The 18,289-nt window shown below is 61.0% G+C and carries 14 protein-coding genes and 3 tRNA genes; 16 read left to right on the forward strand and 1 reads right to left on the reverse strand.

Annotation, left to right across the window (positions count from 1 at the left end; translation table 11 throughout):
* Positions 1-155: 155 nt before the first annotated feature.
* The 16 genes from AC1ROI_RS13100 (at position 156) to AC1ROI_RS13175 (ending at position 16,700) form a co-directional block, all read left to right on the forward strand.
* Positions 156-2,777, forward strand: coding sequence for a FimV/HubP family polar landmark protein (locus tag AC1ROI_RS13100; protein ID WP_102594061.1), 2,622 nt, complete (start codon positions 156-158; stop codon positions 2,775-2,777).
* Positions 2,778-3,087: 310 nt separating this feature from the next.
* The gene (gene truA / locus AC1ROI_RS13105) at positions 3,088-3,912 is read left to right on the forward strand and encodes a tRNA pseudouridine(38-40) synthase TruA (protein WP_010456035.1); all 825 of its coding nucleotides are present in this window, start codon (positions 3,088-3,090) and stop codon (positions 3,910-3,912) included.
* Positions 3,913-3,975: 63 nt separating this feature from the next.
* A complete protein-coding gene (locus AC1ROI_RS13110) occupies positions 3,976-4,599 on the forward strand; it encodes a phosphoribosylanthranilate isomerase (protein WP_010456034.1) in 624 nt (207 codons plus the stop codon).
* 209 nt (positions 4,600-4,808) lie between these two features.
* Positions 4,809-5,729 (forward strand): acetyl-CoA carboxylase, carboxyltransferase subunit beta, encoded by a 921-nt coding sequence (gene accD, locus AC1ROI_RS13115; RefSeq protein WP_010456031.1) that lies wholly within the window; start codon positions 4,809-4,811, stop codon positions 5,727-5,729.
* Positions 5,726-7,033: a bifunctional tetrahydrofolate synthase/dihydrofolate synthase gene (gene folC / locus AC1ROI_RS13120; protein WP_102594063.1), complete on the forward strand. Its 1,308-nt coding sequence runs from the start codon at positions 5,726-5,728 to the stop codon at positions 7,031-7,033. Before accD ends, folC begins: the two co-directional genes overlap by 4 nt.
* The gene (locus AC1ROI_RS13125; protein WP_010456026.1) at positions 7,017-7,679 is read left to right on the forward strand and encodes an SPOR domain-containing protein; all 663 of its coding nucleotides are present in this window, start codon (positions 7,017-7,019) and stop codon (positions 7,677-7,679) included. Before folC ends, AC1ROI_RS13125 begins: the two co-directional genes overlap by 17 nt.
* A 98-nt stretch (positions 7,680-7,777) precedes the next feature.
* Positions 7,778-8,338: a CvpA family protein gene (locus tag AC1ROI_RS13130; protein ID WP_010456024.1), complete on the forward strand. Its 561-nt coding sequence runs from the start codon at positions 7,778-7,780 to the stop codon at positions 8,336-8,338.
* A 41-nt stretch (positions 8,339-8,379) separates the two neighbouring features.
* Entirely contained in the window at positions 8,380-9,885 is a 1,506-nt protein-coding gene (gene purF / locus AC1ROI_RS13135; RefSeq protein ID WP_010456022.1) for an amidophosphoribosyltransferase, read from the forward strand.
* A 64-nt stretch (positions 9,886-9,949) separates the two neighbouring features.
* A complete protein-coding gene (locus AC1ROI_RS13140; RefSeq protein ID WP_102594064.1) occupies positions 9,950-11,161 on the forward strand; it encodes an O-succinylhomoserine sulfhydrylase in 1,212 nt (403 codons plus the stop codon).
* Positions 11,158-11,931 (forward strand): SDR family oxidoreductase, encoded by a 774-nt coding sequence (locus tag AC1ROI_RS13145; RefSeq protein WP_010456018.1) that lies wholly within the window; start codon positions 11,158-11,160, stop codon positions 11,929-11,931. Before AC1ROI_RS13140 ends, AC1ROI_RS13145 begins: the two co-directional genes overlap by 4 nt.
* 182 nt (positions 11,932-12,113) lie before the next feature.
* A tRNA-Val gene (locus AC1ROI_RS13150) sits at positions 12,114-12,189 on the forward strand.
* 55 nt (positions 12,190-12,244) lie between these two features.
* A tRNA-Asp gene (locus AC1ROI_RS13155) sits at positions 12,245-12,321 on the forward strand.
* 105 nt (positions 12,322-12,426) lie between these two features.
* Positions 12,427-12,503: transfer RNA gene (locus tag AC1ROI_RS13160), tRNA-Asp, on the forward strand.
* 249 nt (positions 12,504-12,752) lie between these two features.
* Positions 12,753-13,262 carry a sigma-70 family RNA polymerase sigma factor gene (locus AC1ROI_RS13165; RefSeq protein ID WP_077750333.1) on the forward strand — a complete coding sequence of 170 codons (510 nt, stop codon included), beginning with the start codon at positions 12,753-12,755 and terminating at the stop codon, positions 13,260-13,262.
* Positions 13,259-14,209 (forward strand): FecR domain-containing protein, encoded by a 951-nt coding sequence (locus AC1ROI_RS13170; protein ID WP_102594066.1) that lies wholly within the window; start codon positions 13,259-13,261, stop codon positions 14,207-14,209. The genes AC1ROI_RS13165 and AC1ROI_RS13170 overlap by 4 nt, the downstream gene beginning before the upstream one ends.
* A gap of 67 nt (positions 14,210-14,276) precedes the next feature.
* Positions 14,277-16,700, forward strand: coding sequence for a TonB-dependent receptor (locus AC1ROI_RS13175; RefSeq protein ID WP_102594067.1), 2,424 nt, complete (start codon positions 14,277-14,279; stop codon positions 16,698-16,700).
* 146 nt (positions 16,701-16,846) lie between these two features.
* Here the strand turns inward: AC1ROI_RS13175 and aldA are convergent, their stop codons facing one another.
* The gene (aldA, locus tag AC1ROI_RS13180; protein ID WP_083376282.1) at positions 16,847-18,280 is read right to left on the reverse strand and encodes an aldehyde dehydrogenase; all 1,434 of its coding nucleotides are present in this window, start codon (positions 18,278-18,280) and stop codon (positions 16,847-16,849) included.
* Positions 18,281-18,289 lie beyond the last annotated feature (9 nt).

An 18,289-nucleotide genomic window follows, 5' to 3' on the forward strand; every position in this document is an offset into this window, starting at 1 on the left:
CGGATTGCTGATGGCGAGCCACTCTTCGGGGCTTTCCGGGGCATTTATGAAATGATCGCGCGTGACGACCCTTCGTCGCCGCGCGCAATGCCTTACGGCAGCGGCTATCAACACCTTCTCGCTGGCCGAGGAATGTTCAAACAAAGGATGAGGCTATGGTTCAAGTTCGCAAACTGGTGTTAGCAATAGCGGCCGCCTCGGCGCTGTCCTCCGGTATGGCGCATGCCCTCGGGCTCGGGGAATTGACCCTGAAGTCGACGCTGAACCAACCTCTGGTGGCGGAAATCGAGCTGCTCGACGTCAAGGACCTCACCGCCGCAGAAGTGGTGCCGAGCCTGGCGTCACCCGAAGATTTCGCCAAGGCCGGTGTCGATCGCCAGGCGTTTCTCAACGACCTGACCTTCACGCCCGTGCTCAATGCCAGCGGCAAAAGTATCCTGCGTGTAACGTCCAGCAAACCACTGTCCGAACCCATGGTGAAATTCCTGGTTCAGGTGATGTGGCCCAACGGTCGTTTGCTGCGCGATTACAGCGTGCTGCTCGATCCTTCCAAATTCTCCCCGCAGACCGCTGAAGCGGCTGCGCAGCCTGCGCCGACCGAAACGGTCACTGCGCCGGTGACCGGTGCCACCCAGCCGTCCCAATACACCACCACGCCGCGCGATACCCTGTGGGAAATCGCCGCGAAGGCGCGTAATGGCGGTTCGGTCCAGCAAACCATGCTGGCCATCCAGGCGCTGAACCCGGATGCCTTCATCGACGGCAACATCAACCGGCTGAAAACCGGTCAGGTGCTGCGCTTGCCGGATCAGGCGCAGAGCACCAGCCTGCCGCAACCCAAGGCAATCGCTGAAGTCGCTGCCCAGAACACTGCATGGCGCCAGGGTCGTCGTTATGTTGCGAAGCCCGGCACCGGGCAGCAGCAACTCGATGCCACCAAGCGTGGCCGCGCTGACGCAGCTCCATCGCAAACGGCGAAAGACAACCTGAGCCTGGTTTCTGCCGAAACCGGCAAGGGCAAAGGCGCTGCAGGTGATGCCAAAGCCTTGAACAACAAACTGGCGGTGACCCAGGAAAGCCTCGACACGACCCGTCGTGACAACGCTGAACTGAAAAGCCGCATGACCGATCTGCAAAGTCAGCTGGATAAGCTGCAGCGTCTGATCGAGCTGAAGAACAATCAACTGGCCAAGTTGCAGGCTGAAGGCGCAGCGGGAGCGTCGGCTTCGACTCCAGCGACGACCCCGCCGGCAATGTCTGCTGAACTGGCCGCGAACCCTGCGGCAGCACCGACTGAAGTGGTTCCTGCTCCGGAAACGTCTGCGCCTGAGACTGCTCCTGCATCCGTGCCTGCCGAGCCGCCAATCGAGCCGACACCGGAAGCTTCCGACGAGCAGAAATTCAACGAACTGCTGACCAATCCGGTCCTGCTGGGTCTGGTAGGCGGTGGGGCAGTGGTTCTGCTGCTTCTGCTGCTGTTGCTGGCGCGTCGCCGCAAGGCCCAGCAAGAAGCCGAGAAACACCTGCGCATGGCGCGTGCCCTGGAAGAAGAGAAGGAATTCTCTGCCGAGCAGGACCTGCCAGAAAGCAGCTTCGAAGGTTTGGAAGTTCCGCCGCCGAGCGTGAAACTCGCTACCGCGCCGATTCCAACGCCACCACCTGCGCCAGCGCCTGCTCCAGCTCCAGCCCCGGATGTAATGACGACGCCGATCGCCGCGCCGCTGGTGTCGCCAGCGGCCGAGCGCAATGACGACGTACTGACCAAGGCTCAGTCGCACATTGCCGCCGGTCGTCTGAACCAGGCCGCTGCGTTGCTCGAAGACGGCATCAAGCAAGAGCCACAGCGCAGCGACCTGCGTCTGAAACTGATGGAAGTCTACGGTCAGCAGGGCGATCGCGATGCATTTGTTGCCCAGGAGCGTCAGTTGGTCGCCAACGGTGACAACTTCGCCCAGGTCGAGCAGCTTAAAAGCCGCTTCCCGGCAATGGCTATCGCGGCTGCCGGTGGTCTTGCTGCCGCCGCCCTCGCTGCCGAGCTGGACGCGCAGTACGTCAAGGACCTGTTGCTGGACGAGCCGCAAGCACCGGCCGATGACCTGGACAGTGCCTTCGACCTGAGCCTGGATGACCTGGAAGCCGCGTCACCCGCAGTGGTCACGCCAGAGCCGGAAGCTGCGGCTGACCTTGACGAGTTTCCGCTGGACGATGACCTGAGCTTTGAATCGGTATTGAAGGAACAGACCGAAATCAAGGAAAACCTCGACGACCTGTCGGACTTCGATCTGGACATGGATTTGGGCGGCGACCCATCGCCGGCCATCCTCGCTGAAGATGACTTCCTGCTGGATCTGGACGAAGGCGTGAAGGACCTGCCTGCGGAGCCTGTAAAACCTGAAGTGCCTCAGGACGATCTGGAGCTGCCGGCCGATTTCGACCTGTCGCTGGCTGATGAAATGGATGCCGCCCCGGCCGAGCCTGAGGTCAAGGACGCCTTTGCCGCTGAACTGGATGACGTCAACGCCGAGCTGGATCGTTTGTCCCAGAGCATGAGTGAGCCGACCTTTACTGCAGAAGACGCTATGGCTTCTGCGGCGGACGAGCCGGACTTCGACTTCCTCTCCGGCACCGATGAAGTCGCCACCAAACTCGATCTGGCCCAGGCTTACATCGACATGGGTGACAACGACGGTGCTCGGGACATCCTCAATGAGGTTGTGGCCGAGGGGAATGCTGGCCAGAAGAGCGAGGCCAAGGAGATGCTTTCGCATCTGGCTTGAGTGATCGGTAGGCAATAAACAGAACGGCAGCCCATTGAGGCTGCCGTTTTTGTTTCAGCGGTGGTCCGAGGGCGTCTGTCAGGCCGCCATCGCGAGCAGGTTCGCTCCCACAAGGTTTTGTGGCGGTCACATAACCTGAGAACACCCCCGAAACACTATGGGGGCGGGCTTGGCCGCGAAAGGGCTCCAACATTCAATATCGTACTTTCTGTTGTGCTGGTATCCCCGCCGGACAGCTTTATAATGCCCGCCTTTGCGCACATCAGCAGGCTGTGACTCCTTGGCAAATATAGATAACCCGGCTGCCGAAATGGCGGCCGACGGCTTTTTCCGGATCGCGTTGGGCGTTGAATACAAAGGCTCGCGTTATCGCGGCTGGCAGCGCCAGGCCTCCGGTGTGCTCACTGTGCAGGAAACCCTCGAAAAGGCCTTATCCAAAGTCGCCGACTCACCGGTGTCGCTGCTCTGCGCCGGGCGCACTGACGCGGGCGTGCATGCGTGCGGCCAAGTGGTGCATTTCGATACGCAGGTCGAGCGTTCGATGAAGGCCTGGGTCATGGGCGCCAACATCAACTTGCCCCACGACGTCAGTGTCAGCTGGGCCAAGGTCATGCCGGCGCATTTTCATGCGCGCTTCAAGGCCATCGCCCGCCGTTATCGGTATGTGATCTACAACGATCAGATCCGCCCGGCGCACCTCAACGAAGAAATCACCTGGAACCACCGTCCGCTCGATGTCGAGCGCATGGCCGAGGCCGCTCAGTACCTGGTCGGTACCCATGATTTCAGCGCATTCCGCGCCGGTCAGTGCCAGGCCAAATCGCCGATCAAGGAACTGCATCACCTGCGTGTCACGCGCCACGGCAAGATGATCGTCCTGGATATCCGCGCCAGCGCCTTCCTGCACCACATGGTGCGCAACATCGCCGGTGTCTTGATGACCATCGGTGCCGGCGAGCGGCCGGTGGAGTGGATGAAGGAAGTGCTGGAGAGCCGGATCCGTCGTTCTGGCGGGGTGACGGCGCATCCGTTTGGCCTGTATCTGGTACAGGTCGAGTATCGCGACGAGTTCCAATTGCCTGAGCGTTACATCGGCCCACACTTCCTCACCGGCTTCTCTGAACTTGACGGCTGACGCCCTCGAACGCATTTGTTACCATCCGGGACTTTCTCGGATTTGCCCTGAGGTTTTATCGACATGTCAGCCGTTCGCAGCAAGATTTGTGGGATTACCCGCATAGAAGATGCGTTGGCGGCGGTCGAGGCCGGGGCGGATGCCATCGGGTTTGTGTTTTACGCCAAGAGTCCGCGGGCCGTCACGTTCCAGCAGGCGCGCGACATTATCAAGTTGCTGCCGCCGTTCGTGACCACCGTGGGGTTGTTCGTCAACAGCAGTCGCTGCGAGTTGGGCGAGCTGCTCGACGCCGTACCGCTGGACCTGTTGCAGTTCCATGGCGACGAAACCGCAGCCGAATGTGAAGGCTGGCACCGCCCGTACATCAAGGCGTTGCGGGTCAAGGCCGGCGACGACATCGCGGCGGCCTGCGATGCGTTTCCAAGCGCCAGCGGTATCCTGCTTGATGCCTATGTCGAAGGTGTTCCCGGTGGAACCGGTGAGGCGTTCGACTGGTCTCTGATACCGCAGGGCTTGAGCAAGCCGATCATCCTCGCTGGTGGCCTGACGCCGGATAACGTGGCTGAGGCAATCGCCCGGGTTCGGCCTTATGCGGTGGACGTCAGCGGCGGGGTAGAAGCGAGCAAGGGCATCAAGGATCACGCAAAGATTCAGGCATTCATCAAGGCGGTACGTAGTAGCACGTAGTTGATGTGACGGCTGGCAGACTGCCGCCGTCCCAAAATGCACTGCGCTGCACAAAGCAGGCACGGCTGAGGATTTTTGGATTGTACGCAGGTCACGTTTCGCTGACCCGGCCATCCACCGATCATCGCCACACACATGAATTTAGCTCAAGGGCATACGCGGGGCTGCGAACCAGAGCGTTCGGGCCGCCGGTACTGGAGAAAGAAAGCATGAGCAACTGGTTAGTAGACAAACTGATCCCTTCGATCATGCGTTCCGAGGTCAAGAAGAGCTCGGTGCCTGAAGGTCTGTGGCACAAATGCCCGTCTTGCGAGGCTGTGCTGTATCGTCCGGAGCTGGAAAAGACCCTGGACGTTTGCCCCAAGTGCAACCACCACATGCGTATCGGCGCCCGCGCGCGCATCGACATCTTCCTCGACGCCGAAGGCCGTGCAGAATTGGGCGCGGACCTGGAGCCGGTTGATCGCCTGAAATTCCGCGATGGCAAGAAGTACAAGGACCGCCTGACCGCTGCGCAAAAGCAGACCGGCGAAAAAGACGCACTGATCTCCATGAGCGGCACCCTGCTGGGCATGCCGGTGGTGGTCTCGGCCTTCGAGTTCTCCTTCATGGGGGGGTCGATGGGCGCCATCGTGGGTGAGCGTTTTGTCCGCGCTGCCAACTACGCGCTGGAAAACCGTTGCCCGATGATCTGTTTCGCCGCTTCCGGTGGTGCGCGGATGCAGGAAGCCCTGATCTCCCTGATGCAAATGGCCAAGACCTCTGCGGTCCTGGCGCGTCTGCGTGAAGAAGGCATTCCGTTCATCTCCGTGCTGACCGATCCGGTCTACGGCGGCGTTTCCGCCAGTCTGGCGATGCTGGGCGACGTGATTGTCGGTGAGCCGAAAGCCCTGATCGGCTTCGCCGGTCCACGCGTGATCGAACAGACCGTGCGTGAAAAACTGCCGGAAGGTTTCCAGCGCAGCGAGTTCCTGCTGGAGCACGGTGCAATCGACATGATCATTCACCGCCAGGAACTGCGTCCGCGCCTGGGCAACCTGCTGGCACAAATGATGGGTCTGCCGACGCCAAAATTCGTTGCCGCACCCATTGAGCCGATCGTGGTTCCACCGGTACCTGCCAACCTATGACCGAACGTACCCTTGGCGAGTGGCTCGCCTACCTAGAGCAGTTGCACCCTTCGGCCATCGACATGGGCCTGGAGCGCTCGCAACAGGTAGCGTCCCGCATGGGACTGGGCAAGATGGCGCCTCGGGTGATCACGGTCACCGGCACCAATGGCAAGGGGTCCACCTGTGCATTCGTGGCCTCGTTGCTGCGGGCTCAAGGCCTGAGCGTTGGTGTCTACAATTCTCCGCACCTGCTGCGTTACAACGAGCGGGTGCAGGTCAACGGCGTCGAAGCGACGGACGCCGAGTTGTGCGAAGCCTTTGCTGCGGTCGAGGCGGGCCGTGGCGACACTTCCCTGACGTACTTTGAGATGGGCACCCTGGCGGCGTTCTGGCTGTTTCAACAGGCAGCGCTTGATGCCGTGGTGCTGGAAGTCGGCTTGGGTGGGCGTCTGGACACGGTCAACGTGGTCGATGCCGACATGGCGCTGGTCACCAGTATTGGCGTCGATCACGCCGATTACCTGGGCGATACCCGCGAATCCGTGGCTTTTGAGAAAGCCGGCATCTTCCGCCAGGGCGCGCCTGCGCTCTGTGGTGACCTGAATCCTCCGCAACCTCTGCTGGATAAAGCCCGCGAGCTCAATTGCCCGTTTTTCCTGCGTGGGCGCGATTTCGACCTCGGTGTGACCGATCACAATTGGCAATGGCGCGGTCTTGACGCTCAAGGGCGAGTGGTCGAGTTGCATGATCTGCCGTTGCTCGATCTGCCGATGGAAAACGCCGCACTGGCCTTGCAGGCTTACCTGTTGCTCGGTTTGCCGTGGGTCGATTCGCAAGTAATCAATGCGCTGACAGCGACGCGGGTGGCAGGTCGTCTTGACCGCCGTCAAATCGACTGGCAGGGCAAGCGTCTGAACCTGTTGCTGGATGTGGGGCATAACCCGCATGCAGCCGAGTATCTGGCGCGCCGTCTGGCCGTTCGTCCGCCGGTCGGCAAGCGTCTGGCGGTGTTTGGCTTGTTGGCGGACAAGGATCTGGATGGTGTTGTCAGTGAATTGAATGCTAGTGTCCAGCAATGGGCTGTCGCGCCGCTGGATTCGCCGCGTGCGCGCCCGGTGGCCGATTTGCAGGCGGCGTTGCAGAACCTTGGCGCTGCGGTAACGTCTTATGACAGTGTGGCCGCCGCCCTGGAAGGGCAGTGCGCACTGGCAACGAGCGACGACGAGATTCTGTTGTTCGGATCATTTTATTGTGTCGCCGAGGCCCTCGAATGGCTGGCCCGGCGCTCCACGGAGGAAGCGGCAAATGGCATTGCTGGATAAGGCATACAAACAGCGCATGGTTGGCGCCCTGGTTCTGGTGGCGCTGGCGGTTATTTTTCTGCCGATGCTGTTTTCCCGCCAGGATGAGCAGCGTCAAGTGACGGTCGAAGCCCCGGCTGCGCCGCAAGCACCCTCGGTGCCGCCAGTGCAGGTCGAGCCAGTGGTGGTGCCCGAGCCACAAGCGCTGCCTCAGGAGCCTGTGCCAAGCGATGACGAGATCGCTCAGCAAGAAGCACCGGTGGCGCCGATCACCCCGAGTGCGCCAGCCGCGGCTGCGCCTGCTACCAAACCGGTCGCTCCGGCGCCTGTGGTCAAGCCTGCTGCGCCGACCACGCCGCCTGCCCAGCCGATTACGGCCGCGCCGGGCAAGCCAGACACGACTCAAAGCCGCGTCGATGCCAATGGCCTGTCGGTCAGCTGGTCGGTGCAACTGGCCAGTCTGTCGAGTCGTGCAAGCGCAGAAAGTTTGCAAAAAGACCTGCGCAGTCAGGGCTATAACGCCTATATCCGCACGGCCGATGGCAAGAATCGGGTGTTTGTCGGGCCGCTGATCGAGCGCGCCGAAGCGGATCGCCTGCGCGACTTGTTGGGCCGCCAGAAGAACCTCAAGGGTTTTGTGGTGCGTTTCCAGCCTGAGCGCAACTAAAACTATCGCCCCGATTTGAAATGCACTGACAATCGCAGCTTACCGATAGCCATGCGCTCTGCTAAAATGCGCCGCCTTATCCGTCTGTAGGCTGCACTGTGCCATTTACCTGGGTTGACTGGGCGATCGTTGCAATCGTCGCCATCTCCGCATTGATCAGTCTGAGCCGCGGCTTCGTCAAAGAAGCATTATCGCTGGTGACCTGGATCATCGCAGGAGTCGTCGCCTGGATGTTCGGTGGTGCATTGTCCGAGCACCTCGCCGGATACATCGAAACGCCATCAGCTCGTGTGATCACGGGCTGCGCCATCATGTTTATCGCCACGTTAATCGTAGGCGCAATGATCAATTATCTTATCGGCGAGTTGGTACGCGTCACCGGGCTATCCGGGACCGATCGATTCCTCGGCATGGCCTTCGGCGCCGCGCGTGGCGTGTTGCTGGTGGTCGTGGCGGTCGGGCTGTTGAGCCTGGGGCCGGTACAGCAGGACGGGTGGTGGCAACAGTCACAGCTCGTGCCAAAGTTTCTATTGGTCGCAGACTGGTCCAAAAACCTGATCCTCGGGTGGAGCAGTCAGTGGCTTGCCAGCGGTATCAGCGTACCCGCTGAGATACCGTTCAAGGAGCACCTCTTGCCGACGGCCAAAACGCCTCAGTGAGTTGTGTTCAGTTCAGATCCATTAAGTAGGGGTTGCGTCGCATGTGTGGCATCGTCGGTATCGTCGGTAAGTCGAACGTCAATCAGGCGCTGTATGACGCGCTAACCGTCCTCCAGCACCGCGGCCAGGACGCTGCCGGTATCGTGACCAGCCATGATGGCCGGTTATTCCTGCGCAAGGACAATGGCCTGGTGCGTGACGTGTTCCATCAGCGTCACATGCAGCGCCTGGTCGGTCACATGGGCATTGGCCATGTGCGTTACCCGACCGCGGGCAGCTCGACCTCGGCCGAAGCTCAACCGTTTTACGTCAACTCGCCTTACGGCATCACCCTGGCGCACAACGGTAACCTGACCAACGTTGAACAGCTGGCCAAGGAGATTTACGAATCTGACCTGCGCCACGTCAACACCAACTCCGATTCGGAAGTGCTGCTCAACGTGTTCGCGCACGAACTGGCCCAGCGCGGCAAGTTGCAGCCTACCGAAGAAGACGTATTCGCCGCTGTAACCGACGTGCATAACCGTTGCGTCGGTGGTTATGCGGTCGTGGCAATGGTGACCGGTTACGGCATCGTCGGTTTCCGCGACCCGCACGGCATCCGCCCGATCGTCTTCGGTCAGCGTCACACCGACGAAGGCGTCGAGTACATGATCGCCTCCGAAAGCGTCTCCCTGGACGTGCTCGGCTTCACCCTTATTCGCGACCTGGCACCAGGCGAAGCGGTCTACATCACTGAAGATGGCAAGCTGCACACCCGTCAGTGCGCGACCAACCCGTCCCTGACCCCGTGCATCTTCGAACACGTCTACCTGGCGCGTCCGGACTCGATCATCGACGGCGTGTCGGTGTACAAGGCCCGTCTGCGCATGGGCGAGAAGCTCGCCGAGAAGATCCTGCGCGAACGTCCTGAACACGACATCGACGTGGTCATCCCGATCCCGGACACCAGCCGCACTGCGGCCCTGGAGCTGGCGAACCACCTGGGCGTCAAGTTCCGCGAAGGCTTCGTGAAAAACCGCTACATCGGCCGGACCTTCATCATGCCGGGCCAGGCCGCACGGAAAAAATCCGTACGCCAGAAGCTCAACGCCATCGAACTGGAATTCCGCGGCAAGAACGTGATGCTGGTGGACGACTCGATCGTTCGTGGCACCACGTGCAAGCAGATCATCCAGATGGCCCGTGAAGCCGGCGCGAAAAACGTCTACTTCTGCTCCGCAGCACCGGCCGTTCGCTACCCGAACGTCTACGGTATCGACATGCCGAGCGCTCACGAGCTGATCGCCCACAATCGTTCGACCCAGGACGTTGCCGACCTGATCGGTGCCGACTGGCTGATCTATCAGGACTTGCCTGACTTGATCGAAGCGGTCGGTGGCGGCAAGATCAAGATCGAGAAGTTCGATTGTGCGGTGTTCGACGGCCAGTACGTCACCGGTGACGTCGATGAGGCTTACCTGAACAAGATCGAGCAGGCACGTAACGATGCCTCCAAGGTCAAGACGCAGGCCGTCAGCGCGATCATTGATCTGTACAACAACTGAGTAACTACCGGCCCTGAGGGGCCGGTTTTGTATCTACTAGAAGAGCAAGGCAAGGAGTGACAGCATGAGTCAGGATTGGGATGCCGGTCGGCTGGACAGCGACCTCGAAGGCGTAGCGTTCGATACCCTGGCCGTACGCGCCGGTCAGCACCGCACGCCGGAAGGCGAACACGGTGATCCGATGTTCTTCACTTCAAGCTACGTATTCCGTACCGCTGCCGATGCGGCGGCGCGCTTTGCCGGTGAAGTGCCGGGCAACGTTTACTCGCGTTATACCAACCCGACCGTTCGCGCGTTCGAAGAGCGCATTGCCGCGCTGGAAAGCGCCGAGCAAGCGGTCGCCACGGCCACCGGCATGGCAGCGATCATGGCGGTGGTCATGAGCCTGTGCAGCGCTGGTGATCACGTGCTGGTGTCGCGCAGCGTGTTCGGCTCGACCATCAGTCTCTTCGAAAAGTACTTCAAGCGCTTCGGCATCGAAGTCGACTACGTGCCTTTGGCGGACCTGTCCGGTTGGGACGCGGCCATCAAGGCCAACACCAAATTGCTGTTCGTCGAGTCGCCGTCCAATCCATTGGCAGAGCTGGTAGACATTGCCGAGCTGGCGAAAATCGCTCATGCCAAAGGCGCGATGCTGGTGGTCGACAACTGTTTCTGCACCCCAGCGTTGCAACAACCGCTGAAGATGGGCGCGGACATCGTCGTGCACTCGGCGACCAAGTTCATCGACGGCCAGGGCCGTTGCATGGGCGGCGTTGTCGCCGGTCGCAGCGAGCAGATGAAAGAAGTGGTGGGTTTCCTGCGCACCGCCGGGCCGACCCTGAGCCCGTTTAACGCCTGGATCTTCCTCAAGGGTCTGGAAACCCTGAGCCTGCGCATGAAGGCGCATTGCGCCAACGCCCAGCAACTGGCCGAGTGGCTGGAGCAGCAGGATGGCATCGAGAAAGTCCATTACGCCGGCCTCAAGAGCCATCCGCAGCACGAACTGGCGCTGCGCCAGCAGAAAGGTTTCGGCGCCGTGGTGAGTTTCGAGGTCCAGGGCGGCAAAGAGGGCGCCTGGCGCTTTATCGATGCGACCCGTCTGATTTCGATCACCGCCAATCTGGGTGACAGCAAAACCACGATCACGCACCCGAGCACCACCTCCCACGGCCGTCTGGCGCCGCAAGAGCGTGAAGCGGCGGGCATTCGTGACAGCCTGATCCGCATCGCGGTCGGTCTGGAAGACGTGGCAGACCTGCAAGCCGATCTGGCGCGCGGGTTGGCGGCCTTGTGATCGAGTTGGCGACGCCGGGTACCGGCACCCATGGCCGCGTTGCACTGGTCACCGGTGCTGCACGCGGCATCGGTTTGGGGATCGCGGCCTGGCTGATCAGCGAAGGCTGGCAGGTGGTGCTGACCGATCTTGATCGAGAGCGTGGTTCGAAGGTGACAAAAGTGCTGGGCGCAAACGCCTGGTTCGTCGCCATGGACGTCTCGAACGAGGGGCAAGTGGCGCTGGGCGTTGCCGAGGTGCTGGGTCAATTCGGGCGTCTGGATGCGCTGGTGTGCAACGCGGCGGTGGCCGATCCGCACAACATCACCCTGGAAAGCCTCGACCTGGCTTACTGGAACCGGGTGCTGGCGGTCAATCTCAGTGGGCCAATGCTGTTGGCCAAACACTGTGCGCCGTATCTGCGCGCTCACAGCGGTGCGATCGTCAACCTGGCCTCGACCCGTGCCGGGCAATCAGAGCCTGATACAGAGGCTTACGCGGCGAGCAAGGGCGGCCTGCTGGCCCTGACTCACGCGTTGGCCATCAGCCTTGGGCCGGAAATACGCGTCAACGCGGTCAGCCCTGGCTGGATCGACGCGCGAGACCCGGCGGCACGACGTGCCGCCCCCCTGACCGATGCCGACCATGCCCAGCATCCGGCGGGCAGGGTCGGGACTGTCGAAGACGTCGCGGCGATGGTGGCGTGGCTGTTGTCGAAGAATGCCGGGTTCGTCACGGGCCAGGAATTTGTGGTCGATGGCGGCATGACCAAGAAGATGGTCTACAAGTAGAAGCTGCAAGTCTCAAGCTACAAGCGGCAAGTAAATGCGAGCCCGTGCAAGCCCTGAATACGCGATCCTGCTTTTACTTGCCGCTTGAAGCTTGTACTTGGAGCTGTTTTGAAAAAACTTCAATCCTGCTATTGACTTAGGTTCGCTACCTGCGTAAATTTCGCGGCCTCGGAGATGCAAACGGGTGATTAGCTCAGCTGGGAGAGCGTCTGCCTTACAAGCAGAATGTCGGCGGTTCGATCCCGTCATCACCCACCAAATCCGAGAGTCTTGCGAGAGCAAGATGGAAGCTGTTAAAAGCCTCCACCGACGCGCAGCGGTAGTTCAGTCGGTTAGAATACCGGCCTGTCACGCCGGGGGTCGCGGGTTCGAGTCCCGTCCGCTGCGCCATATTTTCCGAGTCAGGCTTGACCTGATTCGAGATTGAAAGAGAGATTGAAAAGTCTCGGAGCTTTCAGTCAGACGAGTTAATTGAGCGTCAGCTCAAAGCGATACGCAGCGGTAGTTCAGTCGGTTAGAATACCGGCCTGTCACGCCGGGGGTCGCGGGTTCGAGTCCCGTCCGCTGCGCCATATCTGCCTCAAGGCCCGCTGAACGCCTTGGAGCTACGAAGAAAGCCGCTGGCAATCTTCGAGTCGATAGCAAAGACCCTGGTCGAAAGACCGGGGTTTTTTGTGTCTGCGATTTGGCTTTTCTCTCCTCCATACCCTCCCCAATGAACCTTTCTGCTCAGTCGATGCATAAAGGGCTTCCTTCGCACGCCTGACATTAATTAGAATCACTCTCATTTACGATAACTCCTTGGCACAGGGCTTCTTGAAATGAGCGATGCAGCGATGCCGGAGGAGCAAACCTTCCATGACTTGTACCGCGACCATCGCGGCTGGCTCGAAAACTGGTTGAGGCGGCGCATGAGCAATGGTCATGATGCGGCGGACCTGAGCCAGGATACGTTCGTGCGTGTGCTCGCCAGCTCCCAGCACATTGCTGACCTGCAAGAGCCCCGTGCCTACCTGGCGACCGTGGGCAAACGGCTGCTGACCAACTTCTACAAGCGCCGCAGCCTCGAACAGGCTTACCTCAACGCCCTGGCGCTGCTGCCCGAAGACTGCGTGCCATCCCCCGAGCAGCGCTGGATTCTGCTGGAAACCCTGCAAGCCCTCGACGAATTGCTCGATGGATTGCCGACCCCGGTACGACGGGCATTTCTCTGGAGCCAACTGGAAGGCCTGGGTTACCAGGAAATCGCCGAGCGCCTGCAAGTCTCCGAACGCACGATCAAGCGCTACATGGCCCAAGCCTACGAACACTGCCTGCTGGTGGACCTGTGATCGGTTCAGCCCCTTCGGCCGACGCCCGCCAAGTCATGCGGGCTGCCGCGCAGTGGCTGGCGCTGATGGAATCGGGCACTGCCAATGAGCAGGACCGTGCCGAGTTGCAGACCTGGCGCGACAGCCATTCCAGTCACGAACAGGCCTGGCAGAAAGCGCAACGCTTGCGTCAACGTTTTAGCGACCTGCCTTCAGCATTGGCGATGGCCAGTCTGGATAGGCCGCAGCCGAGCCGGCGTGCGGTGCTCAAGCGCGCCGTGGGAGCGGTGGCGTTGGTGCCGACTGCCTGGCTGATCAGTCGGCAGTTGCCTTTGGATGTCTGGGGCGCCGACCTGCGCACGGCGACCGGCGAGGGCAAGAAAGTCCGGTTGACCGATGGCAGCTCGCTGCAATTGAACACCGCGAGCGCCGTCGATATCGATCTGAACACTCGGCTACTGAAGCTCGTGGAGGGCGAAATAGCCCTGAAAGTCCCCGGTTCGTCGCCGCTGACGATCCAGACTCACTTCGGCCAGGTAGTCGTCAGTCAGAGCGAAGTGTGTGTTCGCCAGTGGCCGACGGGTTGCCGGGTGTCGGTGCTCAACGGCGCGGTGCAGTTGGAGCCTTTGCGCGGACCGGTCTTTTCATTGCGCGCAGGACAGCAAGTCAGCCTTCAGGCGGCAGGTGCCGGCGCTGTGGAGCCCTTCGACGTGCTTGCTCCAGGCTGGCGAGACGGTGTGTTGATGGCACAGAACCAGCCTCTGGGGGATTTCCTGCGTGAACTCAGCACCTATCGCCCGGGTGTGCTGCGCTGGGAGCCGGAACTGGAATCCCTGCGTGTCACCGGCAGTTTTCGCCTGGAAGACACCGATCGTATCCTCACGCTGTTAGCGGCCAGCTTGCCGCTGGAGGTGCATTCGCGTACGCGTTATTGGGTCACGCTACTGCCGCGCAAAAATAGTGTTTGAAGGGTGTCCCCTTTTTTCGCGTCGCTTGTCATTCAAGGCAAGTGAACGAATCAAGAGAGCTTCTTCAATGCCCGCAGTGTTCCCGTCGAGTCCGCGTTTGGCTTCATCCCGCCTGCGCCCGTTAATGCACTTGAGCCTGTTGCTGAGCCTCAGTGCCTGTCCGTTGTTTATCACCGCCGGTTGGGCCGAAGACGCGCCTCGACGCAGTTATCAGGTGCCGGCAGGCAGCCTTGGTGCAGCGCTGACCCGTTTCGCGGGTCTGGCCGGGGTCAATCTGTCTGTGGACCCGGCGCTGGTGAGCGGTCGCAACAGCCCCGGTCTGTCCGGCGAGTTCGCCGTGGAGGAGGGCTTTGCGCGGCTGTTGCAGGGTTCCGGTCTGCAACTGCAACCGGTGGGCGAGCAGGCCTACATCCTGACCTCGGCGCCCGAAGGCAGCGGTCTGCAACTCGGCGCCACCTCGATTCTCGGTTCCATCGACCCGGTGGGCGGTGATCCGTATGCCGGCGGCCAGGTCGCGCGTCGCGGTTCGCAAGGCTTGCTGGGCTCCAAAGATTTCATGGAAACGCCGTTCAGCATGACCACCTACACCAGCGAGGTGGTCAAGAACCAGCAGGCGCGGACCTTGGGCGACCTGATCGCCAACGATCCATCGGTTCGTGCCACGAACCCGGCGGGTGGGCGCTATGAGCAGTTCACCATTCGAGGGTTGAGCCTGTTCAACAGTGATGTTGCCTACAACGGTCTCTACGGCGTGTTGCCGACTTATACGATTGATATGGAGATGGCCGATCGTGTCGATGTGATCAAAGGTCCGAGCCAACTGATCAACGGCATCTCGCCGCGGGGCAGCGTGGGTGGCGGGATCAACGTGGTGGCCAAGCGCGCCACCGACAAGCCCATTACTTCGTTTACCGGTATGTACGCTTCCGACAGCCAGGTCGGCGGCGCAGTGGATGTTGGCCGGCGCTTTGGTGAAGACAACAAGTTCGGCATTCGTTTCAATGGCGTGAAGCAGTCCGGCGACACCGAATGGGATCAGCAGAATGTCGACCGCGAGATGGCCGTGCTGGGCCTGGATTTTCGCGGTGAACGCCTGCGTCTCTCGACGGACGTCGGCCGTACCGAGCGTGATACCGACGCGCCGCAGGAGCGGGTGCAGGTCAACGCCAACGCGCAGGTTCCACATGCCAGCGATGTGCGTCACAACTATGCGCAACCCTGGAGCAAGGCGAGTACCAACGACACTTTCGGCACGGTGAACGCCGAATTCGACGTCAACGATTCCGTCATGCTCTACGGCGGTGTGGGCGCGCGCAAAAGCAATCATGATTTTCTCCGGCATGCCGTCGCGGTCACCAACGACAAGGGCGATTTCAGCGTTCAACCCCGTGATTTCACCCGCGACGAAAACGTCCGGACGGCCACGGCTGGGGTGCGCAACTGGTTTCATACCGGCCCGGTGAGCCACGAGGTCAACCTGGCGGCCAGTTATTTCTACATGGACTTCGAAAATGGCGGCGCACGTTACGCGGCGGCCCCCAGCAACCTCTACAACCCTGTGGAAACACCGACGCCGGTCAGGCCGACGCGCCAGGATCCGAAGGTCTATACCGAGAACCGCTTCAGCGGCGTGGCCTTGTCCGACACCCTGGGATTCTTCGATGACCGGCTGCTGCTGACCCTAGGCGCCCGCTGGCAGCGGGTGAAGGTCGACGACTGGTCGGATAACATCAAAGGCGACACCGCCTACGACGAGGAAAAGGTTTCGCCGTCGGGCGGCATCCTGTTCAAGGCCACCGATAAGCTGTCGCTGTACGCGAACTACATGGAAGGCCTGAGCCAAGGCAAGATCGCACCGTCGACCTCGATCAACGAAGACGAGATTTTCCCGCCATTCATCAGCCGCCAGGTCGAGGTCGGCGCCAAGTATGACGCCGGCGCGTTTGCCATGACCGCTGCGGTGTTCCGGATCAAGCAGCCGGCCTATGAGACCAACGCCACCACGCGGGTTTTCGGCCCGAACGGCAAGCGTGAAAACACGGGTGTGGAACTGAGTGTGTTCGGTGAGCCGCTCGAGGGTTTCCGCCTGCTCGGCGGCGTCATGTATATCGACAGCGAGTTGACCAACACCGCCAATGGCACCTTCGACGGCAACCGGGCGCCGGCCACTCCGAAATACAACGTCAACCTGGGCGCCGAGTGGGACGTGCCCACCGTGCAGGGCCTGACCCTCACCAGCCGGGGCATCTATTCCAGTTCGCAGTATCTGGACCAGTCCAACAACAAGGAGATCGACTCGTGGGAGCGTTTCGACGTGGGCGCACGCTACGCGTTCAAGGTCGAGGAAAAGAACATCACATTGCGCGCCAACATCGAGAACGTGGCCGACAAGCGCTACTGGAGTTCGGCCGGGGCGTCGGATGACAGTGAGCCAGGGTTGACGCTGTCGACACCGCGGACCTATCTGCTTTCGGCGACCGTCGACTTCTGACGGCATCGCGTTGACTGACCCGACGCCATCGCGAGCAGGCTCGCTCCCACACTGGTTTTGTGTTGTTGCATAGATTTAATCAACAACACCAATTCCCTGTGGGAGCGAGCCTGCTCGCGATAGCGGCATCAGCAACGCCGCAAGACTCAGCCCTGCAAATACACCGCATGCGTATGGGTGTACTCGTAAAGCCCATGCTTGCCATCCGCGCCGCCAATCCCGGATTTACGCACCCCGGCATGGAAGCCCTGCATGGCCTCGAAGTTCTCGCGGTTGACGTAAGTCTCACCAAAATCCAGCTCGCGCATTGCGTGCATGGTTTTACTGAGGTCGCGGGTGTAGATCGACGAAGTCAGGCCATAGTCGCAGTCGTTGGCCAGGGCGATGGCTTCGTCGAGGTCGTCGATAATCTGGATCGGCAGCACCGGGCCGAAAATCTCTTCGCGCATGATCTCCATGTCGGCGCTGCACCCGGCCAATACCGTGGGCTGGAAGTGAAAGCCGTTCGGCAAATCGGCAATCTGCCCACCGCTGATCAGACTCGCGCCCTGGCTCAAGGCCGTGCGCACTTTGCGGTTGACGCTGTCCAGGCCCTGACGGTTGATCAGCGGGCCCATTTCCACCTCTGGCCGGGCAATCGGATCGCCATAACGGGTGGCGCTCATCGCCGCTGCGATGCGTTCGATAAACGAGTCGGCGACCTTGCGTTCGACGTACACCCGCTCGGCGCAATTGCACACCTGACCGCTGTTGATGATCCGCGAGTCGCGAATGGCTTTTACTGCCAGATCAAGGTCGGCATCCGCCAGCACAATGGCCGGCGCCTTGCCGCCCAGTTCCAGGTTGAGTTTGGTGATGTTCGGTGCGGCGGCGGCCATGATTCGCGAACCGGTGTCGACGCTGCCGGTGAAGCTGATCATGTCCACGCCCTTGTGCGCACTGAGCGCCGCGCCCACTCGACCATCGCCGCAAACCACGTTGAACACGCCCGCCGGCAGATCGGTTTCGGCCACCAGCCGGGCGAATTCGAAGCAGTTGTTCGGGGTTTCTTCACTGGGTTTGATCACGATGGTATTGCCGGTCAGCAGGGCCGGGGCCATCTTGCGGGCAATCAGGAAGAACGGGAAATTCCACGGCAGAATCCCGGCGACCACGCCCAGTGGTTTGCGAAACAGAAAGATGTTTTCGTTCTGCCGGTCGCTGGTGATGATTTCGCCTTCGATGCGCCGGGCCCACTCGGCCATGTAGTCGAGGTAGTCGGCGGTGAAATTGACTTCCACTTCCGCCAGGCCGCTGACCTTGCCTTGTTCGAGGGTGATGGTGCGGGCCAAGTGCTGGACGTTCTCCCGCAGCTTGGCGGCGATCCGGCGTAGATGCCCGGCGCGTTCAATCGCCGGTTTGCGCGACCAGTCTTTTTGCGCGGCGCGCGCGGCGGCAAGGGCGCGGTCGACGTCTTCGGCCGTCGAGGCCGGGACTTTCGACAGCATGACACCCGTGGCCGGGTTGATCACATCGATATGGTCGGTGCTGGCCACGAACTGGCCGTTGATGAAGTTTTCGTACACGGGCACGGACGACATTGGGGCGAC

Source organism: Pseudomonas sp. GW823-FHT02C02, from assembly GCF_058797635.1.

Excerpts from the sequence above, each read along its gene's own strand:
- AC1ROI_RS13100 (WP_102594061.1), top strand. The coding sequence starts at position 156 with ATGGTTCAAGTTCGCAAACTGGTGTTAGCAATAGCGGCCGCCTCGGCG.
- truA (WP_010456035.1), top strand. The coding sequence starts at position 3,088 with ATGGCGGCCGACGGCTTTTTCCGGATCGCGTTGGGCGTTGAATACAAA.
- AC1ROI_RS13110 (WP_010456034.1), top strand. The coding sequence starts at position 3,976 with ATGTCAGCCGTTCGCAGCAAGATTTGTGGGATTACCCGCATAGAAGAT.
- accD (WP_010456031.1), top strand. The coding sequence starts at position 4,809 with ATGAGCAACTGGTTAGTAGACAAACTGATCCCTTCGATCATGCGTTCC.
- folC (WP_102594063.1), top strand. The coding sequence starts at position 5,726 with ATGACCGAACGTACCCTTGGCGAGTGGCTCGCCTACCTAGAGCAGTTG.
- AC1ROI_RS13125 (WP_010456026.1), top strand. The coding sequence starts at position 7,017 with ATGGCATTGCTGGATAAGGCATACAAACAGCGCATGGTTGGCGCCCTG.
- purF (WP_010456022.1), top strand. The coding sequence starts at position 8,380 with ATGTGTGGCATCGTCGGTATCGTCGGTAAGTCGAACGTCAATCAGGCG.
- AC1ROI_RS13140 (WP_102594064.1), top strand. The coding sequence starts at position 9,950 with ATGAGTCAGGATTGGGATGCCGGTCGGCTGGACAGCGACCTCGAAGGC.
- AC1ROI_RS13165 (WP_077750333.1), top strand. The coding sequence starts at position 12,753 with ATGAGCGATGCAGCGATGCCGGAGGAGCAAACCTTCCATGACTTGTAC.
- AC1ROI_RS13175 (WP_102594067.1), top strand. The coding sequence starts at position 14,277 with ATGCCCGCAGTGTTCCCGTCGAGTCCGCGTTTGGCTTCATCCCGCCTG.
- aldA (WP_083376282.1), bottom strand. The coding sequence starts at position 18,280 with ATGTCGTCCGTGCCCGTGTACGAAAACTTCATCAACGGCCAGTTCGTG.